The sequence below is a fragment of the Microcystis sp. M083S1 genome (genome assembly GCF_020246405.1).
Taxonomy (GTDB): domain Bacteria; phylum Cyanobacteriota; class Cyanobacteriia; order Cyanobacteriales; family Microcystaceae; genus Microcystis; species Microcystis aeruginosa_C.
On the sequence record NZ_JADBTB010000090.1, the window covers coordinates 1 to 25,200 of the forward strand.

The 25,200-nt window shown below is 42.8% G+C and carries 20 protein-coding genes, 1 other RNA gene and 4 pseudogenes; 16 read left to right on the forward strand and 9 right to left on the reverse strand.

All coding sequences use genetic code 11. The annotated features are described in order from the left end of the window. A pseudogene (locus IM450_RS22465) lies at window positions 1-146 on the forward strand (RNA-guided endonuclease TnpB family protein); the annotation flags it as partial. Window positions 147-481: 335 nt separating this feature from the next. Beyond that, complete coding sequence (locus IM450_RS09170) at window positions 482-688, forward strand: hypothetical protein (protein ID WP_287667648.1); 207 nt, start codon at window positions 482-484, stop codon at window positions 686-688. A 318-nt stretch (window positions 689-1,006) separates the two neighbouring features. On the opposite strand, the gene IM450_RS09175 is transcribed toward IM450_RS09170, so the two are convergent. Then, on the reverse strand, window positions 1,007-1,609 hold the full coding sequence (locus tag IM450_RS09175) for a hypothetical protein (protein WP_287667650.1): 603 nt from the start codon (window positions 1,607-1,609) through the stop codon (window positions 1,007-1,009). Window positions 1,610-1,929: 320 nt separating this feature from the next. On the opposite strand from IM450_RS09175, the gene IM450_RS09180 reads away from it, so the two are divergent. Continuing rightward, window positions 1,930-2,367 (forward strand): DUF29 domain-containing protein, encoded by a 438-nt coding sequence (locus IM450_RS09180; RefSeq protein WP_271973175.1) that lies wholly within the window; start codon window positions 1,930-1,932, stop codon window positions 2,365-2,367. Between the two features lie 365 nt (window positions 2,368-2,732). Here IM450_RS09180 and IM450_RS09185 read toward each other — a convergent pair whose 3' ends face one another. The 3 genes from IM450_RS09185 to IM450_RS09195 all read right to left on the reverse strand — a co-directional run bounded on the left by IM450_RS09185 (window position 2,733) and on the right by IM450_RS09195 (window position 6,203). Next, on the reverse strand, window positions 2,733-4,076 hold the full coding sequence (locus tag IM450_RS09185; protein ID WP_287667653.1) for a TldD/PmbA family protein: 1,344 nt from the start codon (window positions 4,074-4,076) through the stop codon (window positions 2,733-2,735). 109 nt (window positions 4,077-4,185) lie between these two features. Continuing rightward, window positions 4,186-4,731, reverse strand: a complete 546-nt coding sequence (locus tag IM450_RS09190; protein WP_287667656.1) for a DUF456 domain-containing protein — start codon at window positions 4,729-4,731, stop codon at window positions 4,186-4,188. A 2-nt stretch (window positions 4,732-4,733) separates the two neighbouring features. Beyond that, a complete protein-coding gene (locus IM450_RS09195) occupies window positions 4,734-6,203 on the reverse strand; it encodes a TldD/PmbA family protein (RefSeq protein ID WP_004267945.1) in 1,470 nt (489 codons plus the stop codon). A gap of 184 nt (window positions 6,204-6,387) precedes the next feature. Between IM450_RS09195 and IM450_RS09200 the strand changes: the two genes are divergently transcribed. The 3 genes from IM450_RS09200 to IM450_RS09210 all read left to right on the forward strand — a co-directional run bounded on the left by IM450_RS09200 (window position 6,388) and on the right by IM450_RS09210 (window position 8,687). After that, window positions 6,388-6,852: a hypothetical protein gene (locus IM450_RS09200; RefSeq protein WP_004267957.1), complete on the forward strand. Its 465-nt coding sequence runs from the start codon at window positions 6,388-6,390 to the stop codon at window positions 6,850-6,852. A gap of 268 nt (window positions 6,853-7,120) precedes the next feature. Next, window positions 7,121-7,511: a transfer-messenger RNA gene (ssrA, locus tag IM450_RS09205) on the forward strand. Window positions 7,512-7,520: 9 nt separating this feature from the next. Then, window positions 7,521-8,687, forward strand: coding sequence for a pyridoxal phosphate-dependent aminotransferase (locus tag IM450_RS09210; RefSeq protein ID WP_287667664.1), 1,167 nt, complete (start codon window positions 7,521-7,523; stop codon window positions 8,685-8,687). Window positions 8,688-8,805: 118 nt separating this feature from the next. Here the strand turns inward: IM450_RS09210 and rsmH are convergent, their stop codons facing one another. Together rsmH and ilvA are read right to left on the reverse strand one after the other, a co-directional pair. Continuing rightward, window positions 8,806-9,684 carry a 16S rRNA (cytosine(1402)-N(4))-methyltransferase RsmH gene (rsmH, locus tag IM450_RS09215; protein WP_287667667.1) on the reverse strand — a complete coding sequence of 293 codons (879 nt, stop codon included), beginning with the start codon at window positions 9,682-9,684 and terminating at the stop codon, window positions 8,806-8,808. Between the two features lie 245 nt (window positions 9,685-9,929). Further along, a complete protein-coding gene (ilvA, locus tag IM450_RS09220; RefSeq protein ID WP_004267963.1) occupies window positions 9,930-11,441 on the reverse strand; it encodes a threonine ammonia-lyase, biosynthetic in 1,512 nt (503 codons plus the stop codon). A 198-nt stretch (window positions 11,442-11,639) separates the two neighbouring features. Here ilvA and IM450_RS09225 point away from each other — a divergent pair. After that, window positions 11,640-12,180 (forward strand): annotated as a pseudogene (locus IM450_RS09225) (helix-turn-helix domain-containing protein); the annotation flags it as partial. A 203-nt stretch (window positions 12,181-12,383) separates the two neighbouring features. Beyond that, window positions 12,384-12,515: pseudogene (locus IM450_RS09230) on the forward strand (IS5/IS1182 family transposase); the annotation flags it as partial. A 562-nt stretch (window positions 12,516-13,077) separates the two neighbouring features. Here the strand turns inward: IM450_RS09230 and IM450_RS22470 are convergent. Then, a pseudogene (locus tag IM450_RS22470) lies at window positions 13,078-13,200 on the reverse strand (MraY family glycosyltransferase); the annotation flags it as partial. A gap of 387 nt (window positions 13,201-13,587) precedes the next feature. On the opposite strand from IM450_RS22470, the gene IM450_RS09235 reads away from it, so the two are divergent. The 3 genes from IM450_RS09235 to IM450_RS09245 all read left to right on the forward strand — a co-directional run bounded on the left by IM450_RS09235 (window position 13,588) and on the right by IM450_RS09245 (window position 15,806). Next, a complete protein-coding gene (locus IM450_RS09235; RefSeq protein WP_287667672.1) occupies window positions 13,588-14,295 on the forward strand; it encodes a PIG-L deacetylase family protein in 708 nt (235 codons plus the stop codon). A gap of 90 nt (window positions 14,296-14,385) precedes the next feature. Next, on the forward strand, window positions 14,386-14,952 hold the full coding sequence (locus tag IM450_RS09240; protein WP_287667675.1) for a sugar transferase: 567 nt from the start codon (window positions 14,386-14,388) through the stop codon (window positions 14,950-14,952). A gap of 11 nt (window positions 14,953-14,963) precedes the next feature. Next, window positions 14,964-15,806, forward strand: coding sequence for a formyltransferase family protein (locus IM450_RS09245; RefSeq protein WP_002796092.1), 843 nt, complete (start codon window positions 14,964-14,966; stop codon window positions 15,804-15,806). Between the two features lie 259 nt (window positions 15,807-16,065). Here the strand turns inward: IM450_RS09245 and IM450_RS09250 are convergent, their stop codons facing one another. Then, window positions 16,066-18,363, reverse strand: coding sequence for a RelA/SpoT family protein (locus IM450_RS09250; RefSeq protein ID WP_004267968.1), 2,298 nt, complete (start codon window positions 18,361-18,363; stop codon window positions 16,066-16,068). A 226-nt stretch (window positions 18,364-18,589) separates the two neighbouring features. Between IM450_RS09250 and patD the strand changes: the two genes are divergently transcribed. The 5 genes from patD to IM450_RS09275 all read left to right on the forward strand — a co-directional run bounded on the left by patD (window position 18,590) and on the right by IM450_RS09275 (window position 24,329). After that, window positions 18,590-18,946 carry a heterocyst frequency control protein PatD gene (gene patD / locus IM450_RS09255; protein WP_004267970.1) on the forward strand — a complete coding sequence of 119 codons (357 nt, stop codon included), beginning with the start codon at window positions 18,590-18,592 and terminating at the stop codon, window positions 18,944-18,946. Between the two features lie 391 nt (window positions 18,947-19,337). Continuing rightward, window positions 19,338-20,963, forward strand: coding sequence for a dipeptide ABC transporter ATP-binding protein (locus tag IM450_RS09260; RefSeq protein ID WP_287669316.1), 1,626 nt, complete (start codon window positions 19,338-19,340; stop codon window positions 20,961-20,963). A 55-nt stretch (window positions 20,964-21,018) separates the two neighbouring features. After that, window positions 21,019-21,189 carry a hypothetical protein gene (locus tag IM450_RS09265; RefSeq protein ID WP_004267975.1) on the forward strand — a complete coding sequence of 57 codons (171 nt, stop codon included), beginning with the start codon at window positions 21,019-21,021 and terminating at the stop codon, window positions 21,187-21,189. A gap of 73 nt (window positions 21,190-21,262) precedes the next feature. Further along, complete coding sequence (locus IM450_RS09270) at window positions 21,263-23,398, forward strand: glycosyltransferase (RefSeq protein WP_287669319.1); 2,136 nt, start codon at window positions 21,263-21,265, stop codon at window positions 23,396-23,398. 151 nt (window positions 23,399-23,549) lie between these two features. Then, complete coding sequence (locus IM450_RS09275) at window positions 23,550-24,329, forward strand: hypothetical protein (RefSeq protein ID WP_004267978.1); 780 nt, start codon at window positions 23,550-23,552, stop codon at window positions 24,327-24,329. Between the two features lie 273 nt (window positions 24,330-24,602). Here IM450_RS09275 and IM450_RS09280 read toward each other — a convergent pair. Further along, a partial coding sequence (locus tag IM450_RS09280; protein ID WP_287669322.1) for a bluetail domain-containing putative surface protein occupies window positions 24,603-25,200 on the reverse strand: 598 nt, incomplete at its 5' end.

The window sequence follows — 25,200 nt, forward strand, 5'->3', positions numbered from 1 at the left end:
ATGTAGAAGATAGAGATATTAACGCCGCTATCAACATTCTCAAAAAGGGACTAAGTACGGTAGGGCATACCGAAACTAATACGCTTGGGGAGAGATTCCCTCTGGTTTGGTTGGATACGTCCTGCCAGATTAAGGAAACTCAGTGAACCAAGAATCCCTCGCTTAAGCGCGATGGGAGTGTCAATGTTGTGTCCTACTGCTAATACCTAGGGTCTGCTGAAAAAGTTTTTCCTGGGGGTAGGAGTCAGTACCCAGTCGTTTCAGGCTTTGTTGCCCTTGTTTTTTGTACCAAGCGATGTACTACAAGAAGGATAATGCAAGGTTTTTGAAAGTCCCAATCCTATTTTCTTGCACTAACATCGGACTTTAACAGGTCAAAAGCCTTATTTTAAAAGGGTTTTACCATTATTCAGCAAGCCCTACCTATGCGGCTAATTATAGTTTAGATGGGGAAGGAGACGAGTTTATTGGGGTTACTAATATGTTAGAAATGGCGCAAGTTTGGACTAAAAAAAATGCGGCGCGTGAGGCAATAATCAAATATGCAGATTTTTTGATTGAACAGTTAGAAGAAACTCCCCAAGTAAATATTCAGATTAGAAGTTTAAAGTGTTTAGCCAACGGCAAGTTGGTTACGGAAGTGTTAGAGGAGTTAACTTTTGAACAAAATTCGGACTCTCCTAGATAGGCCTTGCGGCAAAAAGTTTTTCGTGGCGGCAGGGTGTCGGGTGTGGGGTGTAGGGTTTTACCGATTTTGAGGACGTTCGGCGAAGCTCAGTCGAACCGCGAAGCTCAGTCGAGCCGTGGTTAATTAGCTAATTTTCAGGGAAAAAGTGCCTGAATTTTCCCGCCGCTCACTCCCATGACCGGCACTAAAGTCTTATCCAACAAGGTCTTTAGATTTATTCAACCAGCCCTAATATAGATATTTCTACAAAATTGAGATGCACCCAAGATGCTGCCGATAAATTAGCCAGCCAAAAGACTATGTATTTGTAGAACCGATTTAGGTACGTTTTGTCCAGTATAGACCCACGAATCCGAGGAGAAGTAATCCAGTCGTCAGCGAAGGTTCTGGGACTGAAGCAACATCAGACCACTTAGCGGTAAAGCTGAAGTTATTAACATTAATGGGCTGTGGAAAAGTTAGTGTGAAGTCAAACTTGGAAAGCCCAGCGGTCAAGCCAGTACCCTGGGGATCGTTGAAAGTGATTACACCCCCCGGAAGCATCCTGTATTGCCATGTATGTCGAATGAATGGCCCTTCGCCACCGAAGCCTACGCAGACGATTACTAGGGGATTGAAGCTGATATAAGTTGCATACTGGCCTGGTGGACAGGCATTAGGGACATCAACGGGATCCGGATTGAAAACAGCAGGATTGGTCAAACTAAAGGAAAAGCTTTTCGCGTTGCCAATGTCAACACCAGAAGGATTGAATGTACCTGAACCAGACGAAAGTGTGAAGGTTGTGCCATCAAACGCAAAAGAATGGCCGAGGGGATCCACACCGCTGGCACCCCCAGAAAACTCGATATCCTTAGCCTGTACGGACTGACCGAGTAAAACAGATGCCATAGCACATAACAATAGACGGTAATCAAGCATTTTCAGTCAACTCCCTTGAAACTTTACTCTAGATCAATTATGCAATCCATTTTAAGTGAAAATTATAAAATTGCTACCGACCGCAACAAATTTTGGTAATTAGTCACAGCAACAAGCCCTATAATTATTAAAAGGCTATAGACCTCTTGCATGATTAATTTTTGAGAGTGCAAAAATGAGAAAAATAGACATAAAATTGCATAAAATACCTAAATAGAGCATTTAGTTGATTAATGCTCATTCTTAATTCTCCTGACTACTGACTACTGGCTACTGACTCCTAACCCCAACAACAATTTTTGATTTTTACAAGAGGTCTTATGTCGTCAACTGCCTACGAAACTGATTATAATCAATGGCTAAAAGAGACGGTAAAACAGTTACGAGAGCGCAATTTTGAGCAGGTAGATTGGGATAATTTAATTGAAGAAATCGAGAGTATGGGGAAAAGTGATAGACGAGCTTTAATGAGTCTGTTAACCCGTCTTATCGAACATCTTTTAAAGCTGGCTTATTGGCAAGAAGAAAAAAAACGGTCAGGTAATCATTGGGCGGCAGAAATAGTCAATTTTCGCGCCCAAATTCAGCATCGTTTAGAAGATAGTCCCAGCTTACGGCCAGAATTAGCAGCTATGTATGATAAAGTTTATCCAGTGGCGATTAAATCAGTTTCTCAGCTTTTTTCTCTCAATTCAGACGCTCATATATCCCTCGAACAAACATTAGATGATAATTGGTTTCCCCCGGCTGAAAAATAGTTCTTAATTAGGAGTAATACTAAAGCTGAATAAATGTGAAATATAAACGAGATAAGGGTTTTAGTGTCCTGTTTCGCTCCCACAGGTGCAAGATTTTGAGAGAATCGTGGTTCAAAACCTTGGGTCTTCATCGGCCCGCGTCCTGTAGGGGCGAAGCATTCGGGCAATAACCTATCGGTGAAACCGTAGATTTTCTATCCGAATGCTTCGCCCGTACTTTATTCAGCAAACCCTAATCAGTCTTTAATAACTGGATTTAGTGTAATTTGGATAGTCAACAGCTTACCCACGACTATAAAATTAGCATCCATCTGGCGGGGGGTATTACCCTAGTTAATACCCCCTATTTTTGGTCTGGTATAGTGTTAAGCTTCTCCCGTGATTGATAAACCCTCTACCCAAACGTAGGGACAAACACCACTGGGAGTAATAACTGCTTCCGGTTCCAGATAAACAATCGATTTCAGCAGTGTTAAAATATCCCCGGCTACGGTAGCGGAATCGATGCTAATGCGCTCATTTTTGTTAACTAACCAACCGTCAAAGGGCAAAGAGAAGGAACCTTGTAGAGAATTAACTCCCGCATGAAGTGCCTGTAAACTATCAATTAAAACCACATTTTCTGCTGTTTCCAAAGAATATATCTTTGGTTGATTAGCACTAGCAAAAACGTGATAAAAATGGGGACTAACCGTTACTTTTGACCCAATGTTACCGTTGCCAGTCGGTTCCGTATTCATCCGTTTAGCGGTAATCGTGCTATGGAGAAAATTACTCAAAATCCCCTCTTTAATTAATTCCACACGACGGGTGGGAGTGCCTTCACTATCAAAAGTTTCTGCGGCAACATTAGCTGGATGGAGGGCATCATCGCACAAATTTAAGGCCGTAGCGGCGATTTGTGTTCCCAAAGATTCAGGAGTAGAAAGACTCTGTTTATCAAGGACATTTTGGGCATTAAACAGATTAGAAAATGCTCCCATTAGACTCAAAAAGGCGCGGGGGGCAAAAACCACCAAATATTTACCCGTGGTAATCGGTTGATAGTCCAGATGGCTAACAGTTTTGGTAATCGCTTCCTCGATGCAACCATCGATATCTAATTTTTCCAGGCCCGGACTAACCCGAAAAGCACCAGCGCTGCGGGGTTTTTTGCCTTCCTGTTCGGTTTTGGTGTATAAATACACACTGGCATAACTACGCGCTTCCTGACGCATTGCCCCGTCGCTATTGAGATAAAAACGTCTGACCTGCTGTTGTCCCAAACCATTATAGGGAACACTGGCAATAGCTGGATGAGCCGCTAGTAGGGATTTTTCGGCGGCTAATAACTTATCGACGAGAGTGGATACCGGTGCTTGATTAGACATTTCGCTGGCCACTTCTGTGGTGGGTGCGGTGGCAGCGGGACTAAAATCGGGGACATTTTCCTTAACGCCAAAAACGCTGGCTTCCTGAGCGGTTTTTAGGGCTAATTGCAGTCCCACCGGGTCCACATCGGTGGTGGAGGTGACACCGACTTGATTATCCTGATTCCAGACGCGAACGATAACGCTGGAACGATTGGAAGCTTGTACCTGTTTCGGTTCCCCTTGAAACACATCCACATCGGTTTCATCGACCGAGGAACCATAGATGTCGTATTTAGCAATTCCTAAAGCTTGGGCGCTAGAATTAGCGATTTGGGCGATATCTTCAACTTTTGGCATAGATTTTTTTTGGTGTTGGAGGATAGGTGATAGGGAGATAGGGAGATAGGGTGATAGGGAAGTGGGGGAATGGGGAAATTTCAAATAAAATCCCAACATTCAACATCTTCTAACTGATAACTGAAGAGAGATTGGGCCAAGTGGTGACAATAAAGACGATAACGGCGGCCGTGGCCAGCATAGCTTTGGCAACGTGACCGATAACCGTGCCGACGACGATACCGACACAGACTTTTAGGGATTGTTGCAAACGGGGAGTTAATTCCAAATCGCGACGATAGGCGTATTCTCCCAAAAAAGCCCCCACCACAGGACCGACAAATAAGCCGATAATCGGTCCGCCAATGGGTAAAGCGGGTAAAAGCCCGAATATTCCCGCTAATAAACCCACTACTAGACCGATTTGACTCCAATTGCTCGCCCCAACTTTTTGGGCGCCGAGATAACTAGCGAGGAATTCCACCCCCAGACTGAGGAGAAGGACAACAAAGGCCACGGTTAAAGCGACCCCCATCCCCGCAAATTTGGTGACAAAACCCCACACCAGCATGGCGATTAAAATCAAACTCATGCCGGGGATAGCGGGCAGCAGTTCGCCAATTATTCCCACTATCATGATGGCAATGAGGAAATAGTAGAGAATCACTAAAGTCATGATTAACGACCGCCAACGGTAATAGAATCGACTTTTAAATGGGGTTGACCAACGGTGACATAAACGCTACCACTAACGGAACCGCAAAAACCCGCCGCTAGACCTAAATCTTGGGAACACATAGAGATTTTATTCATAATCTCCTTAGCTGAACCGATTAAAGTCGCGCCTTTCAGGGGTTTAGTCAGGTTGCCATTTTCGATAAGATAGGCCTCCTCGACGGCGAAATTAAATTCCCCGGTCGCCCCCACACTACCACCGCCCATTTTTTTGCAATAAATGCCTTTATCGATGGAATTAAAGAGATTATCGAGGGTATATTCCCCGGGAGCGATGTAGGTATTCCGCATCCGACTAGCGGCGGCATAGGTGTAGTTTTGACGGCGACCGCTACCCGTGCGCGGATGGCCGGTTTTAATTGAACCGGTGCGATCGGCAATGAAGTTTTTTAGGATACCATTTTCAATTAGGAGAGTACGCTGGGCCGGCATTCCCTCATCATCCATATCGATAGTACCGAAAGCTTTATCGGATAATCCTTCGTCCCACGCCGTCAGGTTGTCGTGGGCGATTTTTTCGCCTTTTTTATCGAGAAAGGGCGTGGTTTTTTGTTCGATTTGCGTAGTTTCTAGCAAATGGCCACAAGCTTCGTGGAAGATAACGCCGCCAAATTCATTGGCCATGACGATGGGATAACTGCCGGATTCTACATAGTCAGCGTAAAGCATTTTACCCGCCGATTCGGCCACTTCTGCCGCCGATTCCTCGGCATTCCACGTCCGCAGAAAATCGGGATTACTGGTACTACCCACCCGTTTACCAATGCTAGAACGATTAGTCCCATCGGCACAGAGGAGATTATAGCCCACCGATTGGGTGAGGCGAATATCCCGGGCAAAAGTGCCATCACTAGCGGCAACTAAAATTTCTTGCCAATCGCGAAAATAAGCGGCGCGACGAGATTGGACGTGAGAGGCTTTCTGATTGAGTTGAACGTTAGCATTTAGGAGAATATCACCCATTTCTCCCAAAGAACTGCAATTATTCAGCCAAATATCTTTGTTTTTGACCGTGGCATAATCCCGGAACATTTCCAGATTGATTTCGGGAATATAGGCGTTAGGACTGGGTAGGTTTAAACCGAGAATCGATAAACCTTTTTCTAGGGCATTTTTTAAGCCTTGGAAGCTTAAATCGTTGGTACTGACATAACAATCGGCTTTCCCGCGAAAAAGGCGGATTCCTGCCCCTGTAGATAGTTTCGGTGAGAGACTGGTGATGCTGTCATCTTCGGCTAAACAACTGATATAGTTGACTCTTTCCAGGAAAAATTCGATAAAAGTTGCCCCGGCAGCCCGTCCCAGTCCCAGAAGAGTGGACAAAGGAGCCGCCCAAGAGCTATCAAAGCGCTCCAGACTAGGATTATATTTCAGGGTGGGGAGTTCTTTGGAGATGAGTAGAGTGGGTGACATAAAGCTCGTTTATCAGTTAATCTGCTGGTTTCTAGTCTAACAGTTCTCAGTTTTTTCCGTCTGGGGATGCGTTAGCGCCGCCCAACCCTGCTAAATTTTTCTCCTTCATATCTCTTAATAAAAACCTTGATTCGAGCGCTGATCACCAGCAAGATTAAAGAAAGAGCGACTCAGGATTAAAATAATGGCCACAGCGACACAATTCTTAAACATTTCTGACTTGACAAAAGATGATTATTGTGTATTCGGTTTAGCAATTTGTTTTCTCAAACAGGAGGGAGAATTAGAAAAAGTGGCGGTGTTAGAACCGATTCCCTCGGCAGCCCTAGAGGCAATTGTCAAAGGAATTCCCACTTCCTACGAATTTGCCCGCGCCATGAGTTTAGGAGAGGTTTTTCAGGACGATAATCCTCAAATACCTAGTAATTTCCCCGATAATACCCAATTATGCGAGAATTTTGTCGAAAGGGCGATTGCGGCCACTCGCACCTATAAAAATCAACCCCACCTGCAAGGGTTAATCTCCTTGGGCAGCCAAAAAAACGATTTAAACTTTTCCCTAGAGAAAAAACGCATCTTGAATGCTGTTCATGTGGTGCGGACGGAGGATAACGTCAAACAACATTCTCACACCCATAAGGTTTTGTAATCAAGGTTAGTTCGGGTTAGGGAAATTTTGCCGTTTTCCCTGATTCCGAACTCAGGTTATCGCAGTGGAGCAATAGCTGCTCAATTAATTGTTTAGTCTCTGGTGATACTAATCGAGGGCAAATATAGGATAATTCTCCCAAAAATCAGCGATAAAAACCTTTTTTCCCATCTAGACTGGCTCTAACCCTTGGGAAGCTCGGAAAAATCTCAATTGAGCCACAATTAGCTTAATCAAAAAATATGCTATAATCAGAATGTAAGCACAAGGGGCCGTAACGGTTTCGACAGGTTAGCGAAAGCTCCCCCGTGATACAGGTCGAGAGTGAGTCTCCTCTCGTAAATCAAAGGCTCAAACAAAAAGTAAATGCGAACAACATCGTTCCTTTCGCTCGTAAAGCCGCTCCTGTAGCTGCCTAATAGTCTCTAATCGACTCGAGCATTCATGGTTTGACTCCGTTAAGGACTATGGATAAACCCCCAACGGATGCCACGTTTAACTTTCTCTAGTTAGTTAACCGTCTAAGCTTTAACTAGAGCATCCCACTGTCCGGGATAAGTGACAGTCCCCGTTTCGAGGGTAATCGAAACTAAACCTGTGAATGAACGGACAGTCAATACCTAATTTGGACAGCAGTTCGACTCTGCTCGGCTCCATTGATTACTTTAATGAAAGACCTTCTCTCCCGCATGGACGGGGTACAAACACCGATTATTCCCGTGGTCGGTCAATTAATTAAAGCGAACCCCGGCACTATTTCCCTCGGTCAAGGGATTGTTTCCTATTATCCACCCCGGGAAGCGCTCGAATCTCTATCTTTATTCTTAGCTAATCCCAAAAATCATCAATATCAATCTGTGGCGGGAATTCCCCCCTTATTAGCAGTAATTCGGCAGAAACTAGCCGAAGATAATCGGATAGAAATCAGCGATAAACAGGCAATTTTTGTGACGGCGGGCAGTAATATGGCTTTTATGAATGCTATTTTAGCCATTACTTCCCCGGGGGATGAAATTATTCTCAACACTCCCTTTTATTTCAATCATGAAATGGCCATAAAAATGGCTGATTGTCAAGTAATTTTAGTTGCCACAGACAAAAATTATCAATTGCGTCCGGCTGCCATTGAAGAGGCAATCACGGCAAAAACTAAGGCAGTGGTGACGATTTCTCCTAATAATCCCACGGGAGTAGTTTATCCAGAAAATACCCTAAGAGAAGTCAATCGAATCTGTCAAAAAAAGGGCATCTATCACATTCATGATGAGGCTTATGAATATTTTACCTATAACCATGCCCGTCACTTTTCTCCGGCGGCAATTGTTGACAGTGAATCCTGGACTATTTCCTTATTTAGTCTCTCAAAAGCCTACGGTTTTGCCAGTTGGCGCATTGGTTATATGGTAGTACCAGAACATTTATCTGAGGCGATTAATAAGATTCAGGATACTATTTTAATCTGTCCGCCGGTGGTGTCGCAATACGCGGCCCTAGGGGCGTTACAGGTGGGTAAAAGCTATCCTTTAGAACAGTTAAAAACCATCAGTCAAGTTAGAGAAATTTGCCTGAATGCTCTAGAATCGATTAGGGATATCTGTGATGTTGCCACTGCGGAAGGGGCTTTTTATTTTTTCCTGAAAATTACCACAGACAAGAATGATTTTCAGTTAGTTAAAACTTTAATTGAGCAGCAGCGGGTGGCGGTGTTACCCGGTTCAACTTTTGGGATAACAGAAGGCTGTTATTTGCGTCTTGCCTACGGTGCTTTATCTCCAGAAACGGCTTTAACGGCAGTAGAAAGATTGGTAAAAGGACTGCGTTATTTTAGTCAATGATTTTTAAGAATAAATACCAGCTTTCTTTCTTGGTTTTTACTTTACCACAGCCTTTATCTTCAAGATAACGACTCCCCAAAACCAGAGAGTTTGTACCTCACAATTAAGATAACTGCTATCAGATAACCTCTGATTCTATCTTTTGGGCTATTCTTAGTTTAGCCGAACGAGAACGAGGATTTTTAGCTTGTTCTTCTCGGCTGGGAATAATCGGCTTTTTGGTGATAATTTTCAAGGAATTATTTTCGCGAAAGCCATACTTGATCAGACGATCTTCTAGACTATGAAAACTGATCATAGCGATAATTCCCCCGGATTTTAGCCAGTGGGGGGCTTGATCTAACAATTTTTGCAGAGAATCTAATTCTTGATTAACAGCGATGCGTAGGGATTGAAAAACCCGCGTTGCCGGATGAATACGTCCATAACGGTAACTAGCGGGGACAGAACTAGCGATGACAGCCGCTAATTCTGTAGTGGTAGTAAAGGGACGTTTTTGGACGATCGAGCGAGCAATAGGACGAGATAAACGTTCTTCTCCGTATTGATAAAAAAGATCTGCTAATTCTTTTTCCTGCCAATGGTTAATAATATCGGCTGCCGTCAGGGATTGACAGCGATCCATCCGCATATCTAAGGCTGCCGTGTGGCGAAAACTAAAGCCGCGCTCGCTCTGATCGAATTGGGGAGAACTGACTCCTAAATCGGCGATAATGCCATCAAAACTGCTATTTTGTCCATCATAATCGGCGAAGTTCCCCCACCAGAGGGTTAAACGGCTATCTAGATAGGGGGCGAGACTAATTTTAGCGGCTTCTAGGGCGCTTTGATCGCGATCGATGGCGGTGACTGTGGTTTCGGGATGAGCTTCTAAAAGCAAGCGGCTGTGTCCACCACCCCCGAGGGTAAGATCGAGATAATGCCCCCCGGGTTGAATATTTAAGCCGGCGATTAATTCTTGACTCAAAACGGAAATATGGGGAAAATCTTGATTCATCTGTACTGATAACTTCCTGAAAATGGCGATTTAACCTAGGGTTTGCGGCAAAAAGTTTGTTGGTGGGGGCAGGGTGTGGGGTGTGGGGTGTGGGGTGTGGGGTGTAGGGTGTAGGGTTTTACCGATTTTGAGGTAGTCAGTTGCCTAATTTTCAGGGAAAAAGTGCCTGAATTTTACCCCCGATTTGAGGTCAAAAAAGTCTAAAAGCCTTATCCAACAAGGTTTTTAGATTTATTCAGCCAACCCTAACCTAAAAACAACTGATAGGCCCGATTTTGACTTTCATCCCAATAGCGATAGCCGAGAGTATCGAGAAAAGCTTGCCATTGATTCATTTCATCCGGGGGGACCTGTATGCCCACGACGATACGCCCGTAATCGGCTCCGTTATTGCGATAATGGAAAACGCTGATATTCCAGTGGGGACTCATGGAGGCGACAAATTTCATTAAAGCCCCCGGTCGTTCGGGAAACTCGAAGCGATAAAATAATTCATGATCGGCTAAATGCGATCGCCCTCCCACCATGTGGCGCAGATGCAATTTAGTCAATTCATCATCGCTAATATCGAGGGTTTTAAAGCCGCAAGCTTCAAAACTCTCGGCTAATTTCTTGGCATCGCTGCGATTTTCGATCTGGGCGCCGACAAAAATATGTGCTTCTTTTTCATCGGCAATGCGATAACTAAATTCGGTTAAATTGCGTTTGCCGACACATTCACAAAAACGCCGTAAACTGCCCGGTTGTTCGGGAATAGTAACAGCATACAACGCCTCGCGCCGTTCCCCTAATTCTGCCCTTTCCGCCACAAATCGCAGACGATCAAAGTTCATATTTGCCCCACAAGCCACAGCAACGAGGGTTTTATCCTCAATTCCTTCTCTTTCTACATAAGCTTTCGCTCCTGCTACCGCTAACGCCCCCGCAGGTTCTAAAATCGAGCGTGTATCTTGAAAAACATCCTTAATCGCCGCACAGATATCATCCGTATCCACGAGGATAATCTCGTCCACATACTGCTGACAAAGACGAAAAGTCTCCTCTCCCACCTCGCGCACCGCTACCCCATCGGCAAATAATCCCACTTGAGACAAACGCACCCGATAACCAGCTTTTAGGGATTGATTCATCGCGTCTGAGTCCACAGGTTCCACCCCGATAATTTTAATTTCTGGGCGTAAACGCTTGACATAGGCTGCAATACCTGATATTAGCCCACCGCCACCAATAGCGACAAAAATGGCCTCGATCGGTTGCTGATATTGTCGTAAAATTTCCATACCGATCGTACCCTGGCCGGCGATTACCTCCGGGTCATCGAAGGGATGGATAAAAGTTAAGCCTTTTTCCGCTTCTAATTGCCGCGCGTAGGTGTAGGCATCATCGTAGGTGTCACCGTGCAGGACAACAATCCCGCCCCGGGCTTTTACCGCGTCGATTTTGACTTGCGGAGTGGTGACAGGCATAACGATAATCGCTTGGGTTCCCAATTGCCGCGCCCCCAAAGCGACTCCCTGGGCATGATTTCCCGCCGAGGCAGCAATTACGCCTTTTTGTAACAAATCCCTTGACAAATACGCCATTTTGTTGTATGCGCCGCGCAGTTTAAAAGAGAAAACCGACTGCATATCCTCGCGCTTGAGTAAAAGCTGATTGTGCAAGCGTTGGGAGAGATTGGGGGCAAGTTCTAAGGGGGTTTCTTGGGCGACATCGTAGACGCGTGCGGTGAGGATTTGAACCAGGTAATCGCAGTACATTATTCTTTTGTGGCGGTGGGGATTCGCGAGTCAGGCTAGGATCCAGAATAGATCATCGTCGGTCGGGTTAGCAATAGACCTCTTGCATAATTTTTTTATGGTATGGTGAAAGATTTTGCTTTTTTCTCGATTTTTAGATGGAAGTGGAAAAAGGAATAAAATGTGATCTTAGGTCAGGAAATTATCTATACTTTTGCTATGTTTATTAGCAAAAGTATGGATTATCAACACTTATCAGATGAACAGTTCCAACGCCGTTTCGGTGTGTATAAACAAACCTAGAGAAAGATGGTAGAATCAGTAAAAAGTGTTGAAGCTGAATCTAATTCAGCATCTAAAAGGAGACCGAAACCTAAACTATCTATAGAAGAACAAGTTTTAGTAACGTTAGAATATTGGCGAGAATATAGAACATATTTTCACATTGGTACAAGTGGTCAACTATCAGAATTAACTATAGGTCGGATTGTAAATAAGACGGAAAAAATGCTTTTACAATCGGGAAACTTCCGTTTAAAAAGAAAAAAGCTCTACTAAATCAAGCAGAGATACCAGTCGTAACGGTAATGGATCTAACGGAAACTCCCATAGAAAGCCCCCAAAAGAAACAGAAAGATTTTTTTGGTGGTAAAAGAGGTTATCATACTTGAAAATCCCAATTAGTAGCTGATAAAATACAGAGGAAATTATCTGTGTCTTTTGTGGGAAAGGCAGCGGTCATTATTTTAGTTTATTTAGGGTGTGCTGAATAAATCTAAAAACCTTGTTGGATAAGAATTTTAGACTTTTTTCCCATCAAAAAGTGCCAGACCTTGGGGTGATCGGGGGGGAAATTTAGGCACTTTTTCCCTGAAAATTAGGTAATTGACCCCCTGAAAATCGGTAAAACCCTACACCCCACACCCCACACCCTACCCCCACGAAAAACTTTTTCAGCAGACCCTATTTAAAAAAAGTCTGGTTCGTTTTCATCCTTTAACTACCAGTATATAAGACAGTGTTTATCAGGGAATAGCTGCATATCATAGTAATAGTTATACACCGAAAAAGAAATCGAAAAATAGAAAATTAACAGATATTTATAACTGTGAGTTAGGGATAGGTATAGCAACTTCTTAAAAGTTGTCAAACATTAATTTACAAGGAGAATTTATTCTCAATTTTTATAATTGAGATAGTTTGTGTCGCTTAAATAAAGAGGTTTTGATAACCAAATTAAGGCATATCTAAAGAGTTTTGGGTTAAAAGTCAAACTTTAGCTTTTTATTCAAAACAAATATACTAATTAACTAATTTTTTGGGGAAAATTAGTTAAGCTACCATTATAACATATAATTAATTTGCAAGGGTTATAATAAATAAATAGCTCTGTTTTTGCCAGATTAAAACCATCGGTTTTTGAGTGAAAGAAACGACTTTCGCTAATAACTATTTGAGTAATTACTTCTGCTCCCTAATCTAGGCTCACTATAATTTTGAAACAGGATTTAGTAAGTAGCAGGTTATAATTAAATTGAAGATAGAACCCCCCTTAATCCCTCCTTGATAAGGTGGGGGAACTGACAATTTTTAACACCTACCTACTTATAACATTCTCTAGGTTTGAATAACCCGCGTATCCATAGCAGTAAAAAATTTATTCTTTTCTTGTCACCGCTAAATTATGCTCGCTAACTCTCCTGTTCAGATAAATTTCTCCGAGAACAATTAATCCTAGAATCAGAGGTAAACTCAGCCATGCTCCTAGGTTTCCTAAGTAGTAATAATATAGTAATACTCAAAGATTCCTAGCAAATTAACTAACAAGAAAGGTCATGGAAGTCTTACCGATATTCCTCATTGTTTTTTGCTATCAGACAATTAATACAACTAGCCATGATGATTAATCTTACTATTTTTTAGGCAACATCAAGAAATCGTGGCGTTCAAAAGCGGGTTGCATCAATTTCCGTCTTAATACTAGCCAAATTCAAAAAACCCTTGATTGGCAAGCTCCCTTTACTCTATAGGAGCGATTAGCCCTAACAATGGAGCAATAAAATATTTAGTCGGCTTTCTTGTGATTTAGATTTCCCGCAAATTTTACCATCAATAGTAAGATAAGGGGGAGTTTCTTGTCTTGACCTATAAGTTTCCCCAGAGAAGCATGACAGTTTTAATTATTGTAGCTCATCCCGACGATGAAGTCTTGGGCTGTGGTGGCACTGCCGCCGCTCTTGCCGCTCAAGGCGTTGCCGTGTACCCTTGTATCTTATCTGGTCAGGTGGATGCCCGCCGTCAGCGTCCGGATTTGCCGGATTTATTGGAAGATATTAAGGCATCTAAAACTATAATTGGTTTTAAAAGCCCAATTTTAGGTAATTTTCCGAATATACAATTTAATAGGATTCCCCATCTAGAGCTAGTGCAGTTTATCGAGCAGGCCATCCAGCAAACTCAGGCAGATATTATCTTTACTCATCATCCTCACGATCTGAACAACGACCACCATCATACCTCGATCGCTTGTCAGGCAGCTGCCAGATTATTTCAGCGTCGCTCGGACTTACCCCCCTTACGGGGACTATACTTTATGGAGATTTTATCGGCGACGGATTGGTCTTTTCCCGTGCAAGGCAATAGCTTTGCTCCCGATACCTTCTTTGAAATCGGCGAAACTTGCTTGAAACAAAAAATCGAAGCCCTGCGTTCTTATCGAGGAGTGATGAGAGATTTTCCTCACCCTCGTAGCCCTGAAATCCTGACGGGTTTAGCTGCCTACCGAGGTGGACAGGCGGGAATGAAGTATGCCGAAGCCTTTCAAACTGCTTTTCAGGCTTTGACAATTGGGGGGATTAGAGGTTATACCAAGTAAAAAGTCAAAAGTAACAAGAGGAAAACTTGATCGTGTCTGGGTTTTCGCTGTTCTTTCTCTAGCTTAAATTGTGAAAGTTGGTGTTGATCTATGTATAGTTCTTACGGAAAACGTCTGTTAGATATTATCTTAGCGGCGATCGCATTATTAATTCTATCTCCGCTCATGTTATTAACCGCCCTAGCCATTTATCTAGAGGATGGTGCTTCGCCGCTGTTTCGACAACAGCGCGTCGGCCAAGAGGGAAAATTGTTTGAACTGCTGAAGTTTCGGAGTATGGCGGTTAATGCGGCCCAAGTTCCTTCCGCGCAGGCTAATTCTTTAACGATTACTCGTATTGGCCAATTTATTCGTCGGACTAATATAGATGAACTGCCCCAGTTAATTAATATTTTACGAGGGGATATGAGTATAGTTGGCCCTCGCCCCGCCCTACCTTCTCAAACAGACCTGTGCAGGCTACGAGAGCGAAACGGCTCCACTGGTTGTAAACCGGGGTTAACGGGATTAGCACAAGTCAATTCCTACGATAATATGCCTGATTTAGAAAAGGGAGAATGGGATGGTAAGTATGCCAGTAAGATATCCTTTTGGGGAGATGTAACTATCATTTTTAGAACCTTTGGTTATCTAACTAAAAAACCTCCAGTTTATTAAGGTCAGTTTTTATGAAATTTGCTTTTGTTACCTGTGTACAATTGGGTCTTGCTTGTATGGAAACCATCTACGAACAAGGTGGCAAACTAGACTTAGTGATTACTCTCAAAGACAACCTCGCTCAAGATAAATCAGGGCGGATTTATGTGGATTCTTTCTGTCAGCAGCGAGGTATAGAAGTTGTAAAAATTCGTAGTGTCAACGCTCCAGAAGTTATTCAATCCCTGCAAGAGAGAGAAATCGATTGGCTGTTCATCATTGGTTGGTCTCAAATCGCTAAACCACCAGTTCTTCAGGCAGTAAAAAGGGGTGTACTAGGAATGCACCCGACACTGCTGCCCGTAGGCCGCGGTCGCGCTTCTATTCCTTGGGCGATTATCAAAGGATTACCTGAAACAGGAGTGACTTTATTTCAATTAGATGAAGGGGTGGATACAGGCCCGATTTTAGCCCAGGAAAAAATAGCGATCGCTGCTGATGAAACAGCAACGACTCTTTATCAACGGGTAGCGATCGCTCACCAGCAGTTGATCGGTCGCATCTGGCCAGAACTAATTAGCGATCGCTTACAACCAAGACCACAAGATGACTCTCAAGCTACTGAATGGCCTGGAAGGACTCCCGAAGATGGGCAAATTGATCCGACGATGACCGTCACCGAGGTGGACCGTCTGGTGCGCGCCACCACCCATCCCTATCCGGGGGCATTCTGGAAAGAACAAGACCAAATGATCAGAATCTGGCGTGGTGCGATCGGGAAATCCGCACAACCGCAACCCCCTAACAGCCGGCGCTTGTATCTAAGCGATGGTGTTTTTGATGCTATAGACTATGAGAGCCTGAGTTCGACATAAATAACACCCCTAATTCTGCCCTGGGCTAAAACGTTGTTTAATCAGGGCAACCACCAGAAAACTAATCAGAAAACTGATGACTGAGAGTAGGGATAATAACATAGGGATTTTTGCACTCAGATTAATTATCGATCCTACGTTGTTCGGTGACAAAAAGTGCAGATATTGCCATCGTGGTTTTAGTCAGTGTCAGCATCCCACTTCCAAAGCTAAGGCGCTTCGGGTTTTGGGGAATATGAGTAGAAATTTCAGGTTTAACCTACTCTCGATCGCTTTTTACCTGACTGATGCGACGAACGTTTAAAATATCGCTCATCAGCTTAATTTGACCAACACAGCGTTCAAATTGTTGCAGGTCTTTTACTTCAATTTTCAGGGAAATTAAAGCGGGTTTACCGAAATTAGTCTTAACTCCGGCATTGCGAACGTTAATATTTTGGTCACTTAAACGAGAGAGAATATCTTTTAAAACCCCGACGCGATCGATCACTTCAATCTGAATATTTACCGGATAAGTTTGATAACGTCCCTGGTCATCTATAGGGTTCCAACTAACAGGAATTAAGCGTTCAGCTTCGGCTTTTTCCACATTCGAGCAGCCCTGACGGTGAATAACAATACCTTCCCCCGCGTGGGCGACTATACCAGTAATATTTTCCCCTGGTAAAGGACAACAACAACCGGCTAAACGATAGACTAATCCCTCCACACCGGCGATCGGTGATTTACTAACGGGTAAAGCCCTTTGAACGGGAGAAGATGGTAGAATCAATTGGGAATCAGTTAGGACATCTGGCGGATTTTTGACCGTTAAAATTTCCTGTTGATTTTTAACTGTTTCTTGCAGACGATTAACCACATTTTTTAGGGTAACTTCGCCGTAACCTAAGGCCGCCAATAAATCATCCACTGCCACATAATTGCACTGTTTAGCCACCGATTGCATTCGTTCTGATTTCAGCAAGGCATCGAAGCCAGTTTTCCCCAATTCTTTCTCTAATAAATCACGACCCCGGCTAATATTTTCTTCTCGTCGCGATTTTTTGTACCATTGCCGGATGCGATTTCTGGCGCTAGGAGTAACGACAAAATTTAACCAATCTAAACTAGGGTGACTATTCTTGCTGGTGAGAATTTCCACCAGATCACCATTTTGCAAGGGAGCATCAAGAACTGACCATTTACCATTAATTCTTGCTCCTTTCATCTGATTACCTACTTCACTATGAATATGATAGGCAAAATCTACCGGTGTTGCGCCTTGGGCCAGGGCTACCACATCACCTTTGGGGGTGAAAACATAGATATCTTCTTCAAAAAAATTATTTTTCAGACCATCCATGTATTCTTGACCATCTTTAAGGTCTTTTTGCCAGTCAAGAAGATTACGCAGCCAAGCGAATTTTTCATCCGCAGCGGTTAAAGTTGTTTGACTAGAACCGGTTTCTTTATACTTCCAATGGGCTGCAATCCCGTATTCAGCAACATGGTGCATTTCTAGGGTGCGAATCTGCACTTCTAGGGGACGGGCATTTAAACCAACAACGGTGGTATGGAGGGATTGATAACGGTTAGCTTTTGGTAAACCGATATAGTCTTTAAAACGGTTGGGAATCGGGGTAAATTGGTCGTGAACTACGGCTAAACAACGATAACATTCCTCTTTAGTTTCGACGATAATGCGGACGGCGGCTATATCATAAATCTGCTCGAATTCTTTGCCTTGATTGTGCATTTTATGATAAATGCCGTAGAGATGTTTGGGGCGACCCTGTAAATCAAGAACTTTTATGCCAATTTCTTGCAATTTTTCCCGCAATGTGTTGGTGACGGTTTCGATGCGGGCCTCTCGATCGATACGTTTTTCCGATACCAATAACTGCACGGCGCGATAAGCATCGGGTTCGAGGTATTTAAAGCATAAATCCTCTAATTCCCATTTAAATCGCCCAATCCCTAAACGGTTAGCCAGAGGAGCAAAGATTTCTCTAGTTTCGAGGGCGATGCGTTGCTGCTGTTGCGGGTTGAGGTGTTCGAGGGTTTGCATATTGTGCAGGCGATCGGCTAATTTGACCACGATGACGCGGATATCTTGAGCCATCGCCAGGAACATTCGGCGAAAATTCTCAGCCTGCCGTTCAGTTTTGCTAGAAAAGTTGAATTTGGAGAGTTTTGTCACCGCTTCCACCAAATTACGCACCTCAACACCGAATCTAGCCTCGATTTCTTCGGGGGTGACTTCCGTATCTTCCACCACATCGTGAAGGAATCCCGCCGCGATCATTGCCCCATCACCCCCCAGATCCCGCAGTAATCCCGCTACAGCTATGGGATGGGCGATATAGGGTTCCCCAGATTTGCGATACTGGCCCTCGTGGAGTTTGTGGGCGAAATTAAAGGCCCGACAGATTAAATCGCTATCGGGATTCTGGGGGTCGTTTTCGTAGGTAATTAGGCATTCTTTCAGCCAATCGGGTAAAACTAACGCTTTTTTCGGTTCCGTGGCCCGGGGAAGGGCGGTGAGGGTTTCTGGTTGGATGGCAGTGATGGCGTTCATGGTTAGATCGGGGGGATAATAGGGGGGGGAGGAGACGGATAACTAGAAAACTATTAGGCCGAAGGGATGGCAGATTACTTAACTCTCTAACACTGGCATCGGATCGATCGGCGAAAAGGACGCGATTCTTTTAAGTTTTTGTCTCTGGTCGGGAGGAGAGAGGACTTGCAACCGTGACGGCAAATCGTTAATCTTATGTAACAAATTCTAACGCGCTTTGTATTGGATGCTACCGACAAATTACCATCAAGCCTACAAATCTTTGTTAAGAAAACTGGAGGATTTCAGTCTTGCCCTCCTAGATGGGGATGCTTCCACGGGGTTACAATCTTTTCAAGCTTTACAAACCTGTCTAGAGGGGGAGATATTGTCACTAAATGATGACAATTTCAGCCCAGAGGTGGCTAATCGTTGGCGCACGGTCCAGACGGAACTATATCGATCCTGGCGATTGCTGGAGACGGATTGGTTATTTTTGGCCTCGGCCCGGCAAGGACGGGAGAAGCGTTTACAGATAATTAGCGAGCGAGTGGCGACTTTAAAGGGGTATTGTCAGGTTTTGTTAGGGGCAGTTGTCGATTAGTGATTAAATACTCGATCGCCGTTTGTGTGGCATACTTGACCCTAAGTAGGTAGGCGTTAAAAATTATCAGATGCCCCCCCTTATCAAGGGGGATCCCCCCGCCTATCGGCACCCCCCTTATCAAGGGGGGCAGGGGGGATCGGCACCCCCCTTATCAAGGGGGGCAGGGGGGATCGGCACCCCCCTTATCAAGGGGGGCAGGGGGGATCGGCACCCCCCTTATCAAGGGGGATCCCCCCGCCTATCGGCACCCCCCTTATCAAGGGGGATCCCCCCGCCTATCGGCACCCCCCTTATCAAGGGGGGCAGGGGGGATCAGAGGCAAAATCTATCTTCGATTTAATTATAACTACTTACTTAAGTCCTAACTTTTATCGTTACCGCTCGCGTCATGTTGGAAATTAAAGACCTAAAAATTGCCTACCCGACAGAATTAAGTTCTCCCTCTTGGGCGATCGATGGGGTATCTTTTAGTATAGGCAAAGGGGAAACTCTGGGATTAGTGGGTGAATCTGGTTGTGGAAAATCGACCATCGGTAAGGCTATTTTAAGGTTATTACCTAATCGCACTCACGTGGAAGGTGAGATTACATTTGAAGGGCGATCGCTTTTATCTTTATCTAGCAAACAGTTAGAAAAGTTTCGCGGGGAAGCGGTGGGATTAGTGTTTCAAGATCCGATGACGCGACTAGATCCGCTGATGACTATTGGCGATCATTGTGTGGAAACTTTGCAAGCCCATCGAGGAAATTTAACCTATCGTCAAGCTAAAAGTCAAGCTTGTACTGTCCTAGAAAAAGTGAAAATTCCCGCTAATCGTTGGTCCCAATATCCTCACGAATTTAGCGGGGGAATGCGGCAAAGAGTGGCTATTGCTTTAGCTTTATTATTAAACCCTAAGTTAATTATTGCCGATGAACCCACCACCAGTTTAGATGTGACGGTTTCGGCGGAAATTCTGCGGGAATTAAAGCGTTTATGTAGCGAGGAACAGATGGGATTATTGTTAATTTCCCATGATTTAGCGCTGGTGGGAGAATATTGCGATCGATTAGCGGTGATGCAGGGGGGCAAAATTGTTGAATCGGGAGCGGTAAAAACAGTTTTTAATACACCTGAACACCCCTACACTCGTTCTCTTTTGGCCGCCGCTTTACACCTACAGCTGCGGGAGGAAAAATTAACAGCAATTCAAGGTAAAGAAACGGTGTTAAAGGTGGATAATTTAAAACAGTATTATACCCTAGAGGGTAACTTTTTAGATAGTTTTTTTAAGAAAGAAAAGAAATTTATTAAAGCGGTGGATGAAGTCAATTTTGAACTGTATCGAGGGGAAATATTCGGTTTAGTTGGGGAGTCGGGATGTGGGAAAAGTACCCTATCGCGAACCCTATTACAGTTAATTAAACCCACCGGGGGAAAAGTGGAATTTTTAGGAGAAGATTTAACCCCATTGTCGGGGGAAAAAATGCGTCCCAAACGGCGCTTAATGCAGATGATTTTTCAGGATCCCCTCGCTTGTCTCAATCCTTTAATGACGGTGGGAGAAAGTATCGCCGATCCGCTTTTGATCCATCAAAAAATTAGTCTAGAAACCGCTAAAAAACAGGTTTTAGAAATGTTAGATCGAGTCGGTTTAACACCGGTAGAGGAATTTTATCGACGCTATCCTAGGGAGTTATCGGGGGGACAACAGCAAAGGGTAGCCATTGCTCGCGCTTTAATTACTCGTCCGGAATTAGTTATTTGTGATGAACCGGTTAGTATGCTCGATGCTAGTGTTCAGACACAGGTTTTAGAGTTAATGTTAGAGTTACAAAAGTTATTTAATCTCACTTATTTATTTATAACTCATGATCTTTGGTTAGCGAGATTTCTCTGCGATCGAATTGCGGTGATGACTGCGGGTAAAATTGTTGAAATGGGTGACACTGAACAGATTTTTAGCCATCCCCAACACCCCTACACTCAAAAATTAATCGCCGCAGCTCCGAGAATTTATCCCGACAGCAACTAAAATCGCTCTAGGGGTTTATAATTGTTATTGTCTAGATATGGTTAGGAAAGACAAAATGGCCAGACAACTTCAGATAACTCTCCCTGAAGATACCATGCAACTTCTCGATCGATGGTTGACAAGTAGTGATTATCCTGAAAAAGAATATAATAATTTAATTAATGAAGCGATTAAATTATATATTATGGAACAACAGAGAAACTACCTCAAGCAACAAAACAATTAAAGGAAGGAGCTATTGTTAGAGCAGAAAGAGATTTAAATTTAGCACAAGATTGGTTTTCTCTAGAGGAGTATTTATGGTAATAATGATTATTTTTAAAGTTAAAAAACTGCTCAAAAAATTTGTCTTTAGTCTCCAAGAGGAAGGATGGAAACCAGCACTCAAAAAGACGAAACGAAAAATTATTAAAATTCTTACAGGAAAGAGTTCTTCTGAATTTGAAGAACAGGTGATCGAAAGTGCTAAATTAGCCGAACCCCGGCCCCTAGAAATTGCCAGTAGTTATGATCCTTTAGTCTCAATTATTATTCCTGTTTATAACCAATTTGCCTACACCTTTAACTGTCTGGAATCCTTGAGTGTTAACCTAAGTTCTGATTTAGCCTATGAAATAATCATTGTTAATGATGCTTCCAGCGATGAAACCTTAGAACAATTAGCCACTTTAGTTAAAGGAATTAAAGTATTAACTAATGCAGAAAACTCTGGGTTTATTCGTTCCTGTAATTATGGGGCTAGTCAAGCAAAAGGTCAATACCTATATTTTCTCAATAACGACACTCGTATTCTGGAAAATTGTCTAGAAAGTTTAGTAAAATTAATTATCAATAATCCCCAAGTTGGTGCGGTGGGTTCTAAATTAATTTATGCTAATGGTAAACAACAAGAAGCGGGGGGAATTATCTGGAATTCTGCCGATGGTTGGAATTATGGACGCTTAGATAGTCCCGAGGAACCTGAATATAATTATGTGCGTCCCGTGGACTATTGTTCGGGGGCCAGTTTATTAGTTCCTACGGATTTATTTAAGCAATTAGGTGGTTTTTGTCAAGACTTTATCCCCGCGTATTACGAAGATACAGACTTATGTTTTGCCATCCGAGAATTGGGTTATCAAGTCCTCTATCAACCCCAATCTAACGTCATTCACTACGAAGGAATCACCTCGGGAACAGATCTTTCCAGTGGGACAAAACAATATCAAGTTATTAATCAAACTAAGTTTCGAGAAAAATGGTCAAAGGTATTAACTAAACACCTAGATAACGATGCTAATAATGTCCCGAAAGCTGCCCGACGTTTACAAGGAAACCCGACAATTTTAGTCATCGATTCCTACGTTCCACTATACGATCGAGAATCCGGCTGTGTGCGTTTATTAAATATTCTTAAGCTACTGCTCAATTTAGGCTATTCAGTGATTTTCTTTCCCGATAATGGCTATCCTGAACAACCCTATACTTCTGTACTGCAACAGATGGGAATTGAAGTTATTTATGGCACAGCGCAAAGATATAATCTAGAAGAAAAATTAATCAAATATTTACCCCTGATAGATGGAGTTTGGTTGTGTCGGCCTGAATTGTGCGATAAATATATGGATTTAATTCGCTTAAAAACAAAAGTGCCAATTATTTATGATACAATTGACCTACATTTTCTACGTTTAAAACGACAAAAAGACTATCTCGATCCCAGTTACCAAAATACTAGCTGGAGTTGGCAAACCTATCAGAAATTAGAGTTAAACTATGCTAATCAAGCGGAAGCAACCGTAGTAGTAACGGAAGACGAAAAACAGGTTTTATCCTCTTTGGGAGTGAAAAATGTTTGGGTAATCCCCAATATCCATGAAGAAATTTCCCTGTCAGAAAAAGTTGCCTTTGACCAGCGATCGGGTTTAGTATTTATTGGTAGCTATAATCACCCTCCTAATATTGATGCAGTTAAGTGGTTATGTTTAGAAATTATGCCCTTAGTTTGGGCATCCCGTCCCGATATTACCGTTAATTTATTGGGAAGTAACCTCAAGGATGAAGTTAAGGAATTAGCCAATGATCAAGTGATTGTTACCGGTTATGTTCCCGAAGTAGAACCCTATTTCCAAAAGAGTCGCATTTTTGTCGCTCCCCTGCGATTTGGTGCGGGAATGAAGGGTAAAATAGGTCAAAGTCTTTCCCTAGGATTACCCACTATTACCACAAAAATTGGTGCCGAAGGTATGGGATTAATTGACCATCAGGATGTTTTAATTGCCGATACTGCCGAGGAATTTGCCCGCGCAGTGATCGAACTCTATGATAATATGCAATTGTGGCAAAAACTCGCTGATAATTCCCTAGAAACTATTAAGAGATACCAACCCGCTACCGTGCAAACTAACCTACAAGCTTTGTTATCGAATCTAGGAATTATTGCTAAGGATAGTTAACAAGAATAAAGCTCATTTCTCCCACAGGTCTATAATTTTGCCGAATTAAAAACCTATTTTGACCAAATTAACCCCGAAAACGACGATTTGTATTGACGAATTTTCTAAGATAAGCTAGACTGAACCTAGACAAAAATTCAGACGGTGATTAATGAATAGTTATTGTTTTTGCGGTTTAGCTCTCGGCAAAAAGTATCGTTCCTGTGCAGTCAACGTAGCGCGGGATCTGGAAAAATACCATCCCGGTATTCAATATCTGATATTGACTGATGAGCCAAGGGATTTTCAAGATTTAAGTAACGTAATTGCCATTAAACATATTCAGGATAGTATCATGTTTCCCTATAATGACAGGCGTTTTGCTATTGAGAAAGCCTTAGAACGCTACGACATGACTATTCAAATTGATACGGATATTCGATTAATAAAATCCTTAGTGTTTCCTGAACAATTTAATAATCTTGACGGAGTTTTCGGCACAATCAAAAATCTAAAAGCTCATCTAACTCGTTATCAACCCGAAAATATTCCTTATTATGAGAAAGTGGCGCAGAAGTTGGATATAGATTTTGAAAACGCTCCCTATGTTGGGGAATTTATCTTTGCTGTCGGAAAAAATCGCAAAAAAGAAGAAGAATTCATTTATTATTGGGGAATAATTGCCAAATATTTAGAAATACACCGCCTTCATGGTGCAGATGGTCCAGTAATGGGGTTAGCCGCGGCGAAAGCAGGTTTACCTACTTATCCTAGCGAATGGTCTGACATGATCGAGCGTGAATTTGTCGAACATCTTAAGTTTTCCTCTGGTAAAAACAAAATTCAAAAAAGCGACTGGGAAAAGTTAAAGTTTCGTGTGGCCTATCATTATCGCTTAAATAAGCAGAGAATATTAGCCTTAAAAGATTTTAACTTCTATTACAATGATTAATGGTACGGTATATAGCAGTTATCTTAATGGTAAAGTACAAAGTTTTCGTTTTCGGGAGTCAGGATCCAGTCTTCGGTCGTCGATACCAAATTAGGTCATACTTCATCTTTATAAGAAACGCCGTAAGTTTTATTACAGGATTCAGCATTTGTGCTTCTTTTACTGTAGTAATTTTTAGACTTCTGCTAATTTTAATAACCTCAATAAAGCGTTCCCCGGTTTTACCTGGGAACGCAATGTGGGAGATATTTCTCCTAACTCTTTCAATAATAATTAAACAACAGTAAAGAAACTACTTACTGGTGTAATATTTCCGAAACCGGGTAAAGTACCGCTCAATACAGTGATATTTACCAATAAATCATTGGTGGATGACAATGTCGCAGTGCTATCATTGATAAATAGGTAAGTTCCAGCGATCACACCGCTAGTTACTTGCACTAATGCAGCGCTACTGGCGCCTAAAGCTTGATTACCAGCCAATAATCCATTTGCATCAGTAAATACCTGAGTCGCTAAAGCCGTTCTTGTAGTAGCAGTGCTATTAGCAGCGCGAGTAAAACTAACCGGCAAGAATGATAAGCCGATTTTATCAGCATTGGCGGGATTGATGGTATTGATGGTAAAATCGGTGATCTGATCGGGATTAGATATGGTAGATTGTCCAAATTGAAAAACGAAGATATCTTCATCTGCATTACCATTACCAGTTAAGGTGTCAATGCCAGAACCGCCATTGAGGGTGTCCTTACCTAAACCCCCATTAATAATGTCATTACCAGCGTTACCCGAAAGGATGTTAGCTTGGCCATCACCAGTAATCGTGTCACTTTGATTAGTGCCAATAACATCATCAAAATTGGTCACCGTA

Excerpts from the sequence above, each read along its gene's own strand:
- IM450_RS09180 (WP_271973175.1), top strand. The coding sequence starts at position 1,930 with ATGTCGTCAACTGCCTACGAAACTGATTATAATCAATGGCTAAAAGAG.
- IM450_RS09260 (WP_287669316.1), top strand. The coding sequence starts at position 19,338 with ATGTTGGAAATTAAAGACCTAAAAATTGCCTACCCGACAGAATTAAGT.
- IM450_RS09275 (WP_004267978.1), top strand. The coding sequence starts at position 23,550 with ATGAATAGTTATTGTTTTTGCGGTTTAGCTCTCGGCAAAAAGTATCGT.
- rsmH (WP_287667667.1), bottom strand. The coding sequence starts at position 9,684 with ATGAATCAAGATTTTCCCCATATTTCCGTTTTGAGTCAAGAATTAATC.
- IM450_RS09175 (WP_287667650.1), bottom strand. The coding sequence starts at position 1,609 with ATGCTTGATTACCGTCTATTGTTATGTGCTATGGCATCTGTTTTACTC.
- ilvA (WP_004267963.1), bottom strand. The coding sequence starts at position 11,441 with ATGTACTGCGATTACCTGGTTCAAATCCTCACCGCACGCGTCTACGAT.
- IM450_RS09200 (WP_004267957.1), top strand. The coding sequence starts at position 6,388 with ATGGCCACAGCGACACAATTCTTAAACATTTCTGACTTGACAAAAGAT.
- IM450_RS09245 (WP_002796092.1), top strand. The coding sequence starts at position 14,964 with ATGAAATTTGCTTTTGTTACCTGTGTACAATTGGGTCTTGCTTGTATG.
- IM450_RS09210 (WP_287667664.1), top strand. The coding sequence starts at position 7,521 with ATGAAAGACCTTCTCTCCCGCATGGACGGGGTACAAACACCGATTATT.
- IM450_RS09270 (WP_287669319.1), top strand. The coding sequence starts at position 21,263 with ATGGTAATAATGATTATTTTTAAAGTTAAAAAACTGCTCAAAAAATTT.
- IM450_RS09250 (WP_004267968.1), bottom strand. The coding sequence starts at position 18,363 with ATGAACGCCATCACTGCCATCCAACCAGAAACCCTCACCGCCCTTCCC.
- IM450_RS09185 (WP_287667653.1), bottom strand. The coding sequence starts at position 4,076 with ATGCCAAAAGTTGAAGATATCGCCCAAATCGCTAATTCTAGCGCCCAA.
- IM450_RS09195 (WP_004267945.1), bottom strand. The coding sequence starts at position 6,203 with ATGTCACCCACTCTACTCATCTCCAAAGAACTCCCCACCCTGAAATAT.
- IM450_RS09170 (WP_287667648.1), top strand. The coding sequence starts at position 482 with ATGTTAGAAATGGCGCAAGTTTGGACTAAAAAAAATGCGGCGCGTGAG.
- IM450_RS09190 (WP_287667656.1), bottom strand. The coding sequence starts at position 4,731 with ATGACTTTAGTGATTCTCTACTATTTCCTCATTGCCATCATGATAGTG.
- IM450_RS09235 (WP_287667672.1), top strand. The coding sequence starts at position 13,588 with ATGACAGTTTTAATTATTGTAGCTCATCCCGACGATGAAGTCTTGGGC.
- IM450_RS09240 (WP_287667675.1), top strand. The coding sequence starts at position 14,386 with ATGTATAGTTCTTACGGAAAACGTCTGTTAGATATTATCTTAGCGGCG.
- patD (WP_004267970.1), top strand. The coding sequence starts at position 18,590 with ATGCTACCGACAAATTACCATCAAGCCTACAAATCTTTGTTAAGAAAA.
- IM450_RS09265 (WP_004267975.1), top strand. The coding sequence starts at position 21,019 with ATGGCCAGACAACTTCAGATAACTCTCCCTGAAGATACCATGCAACTT.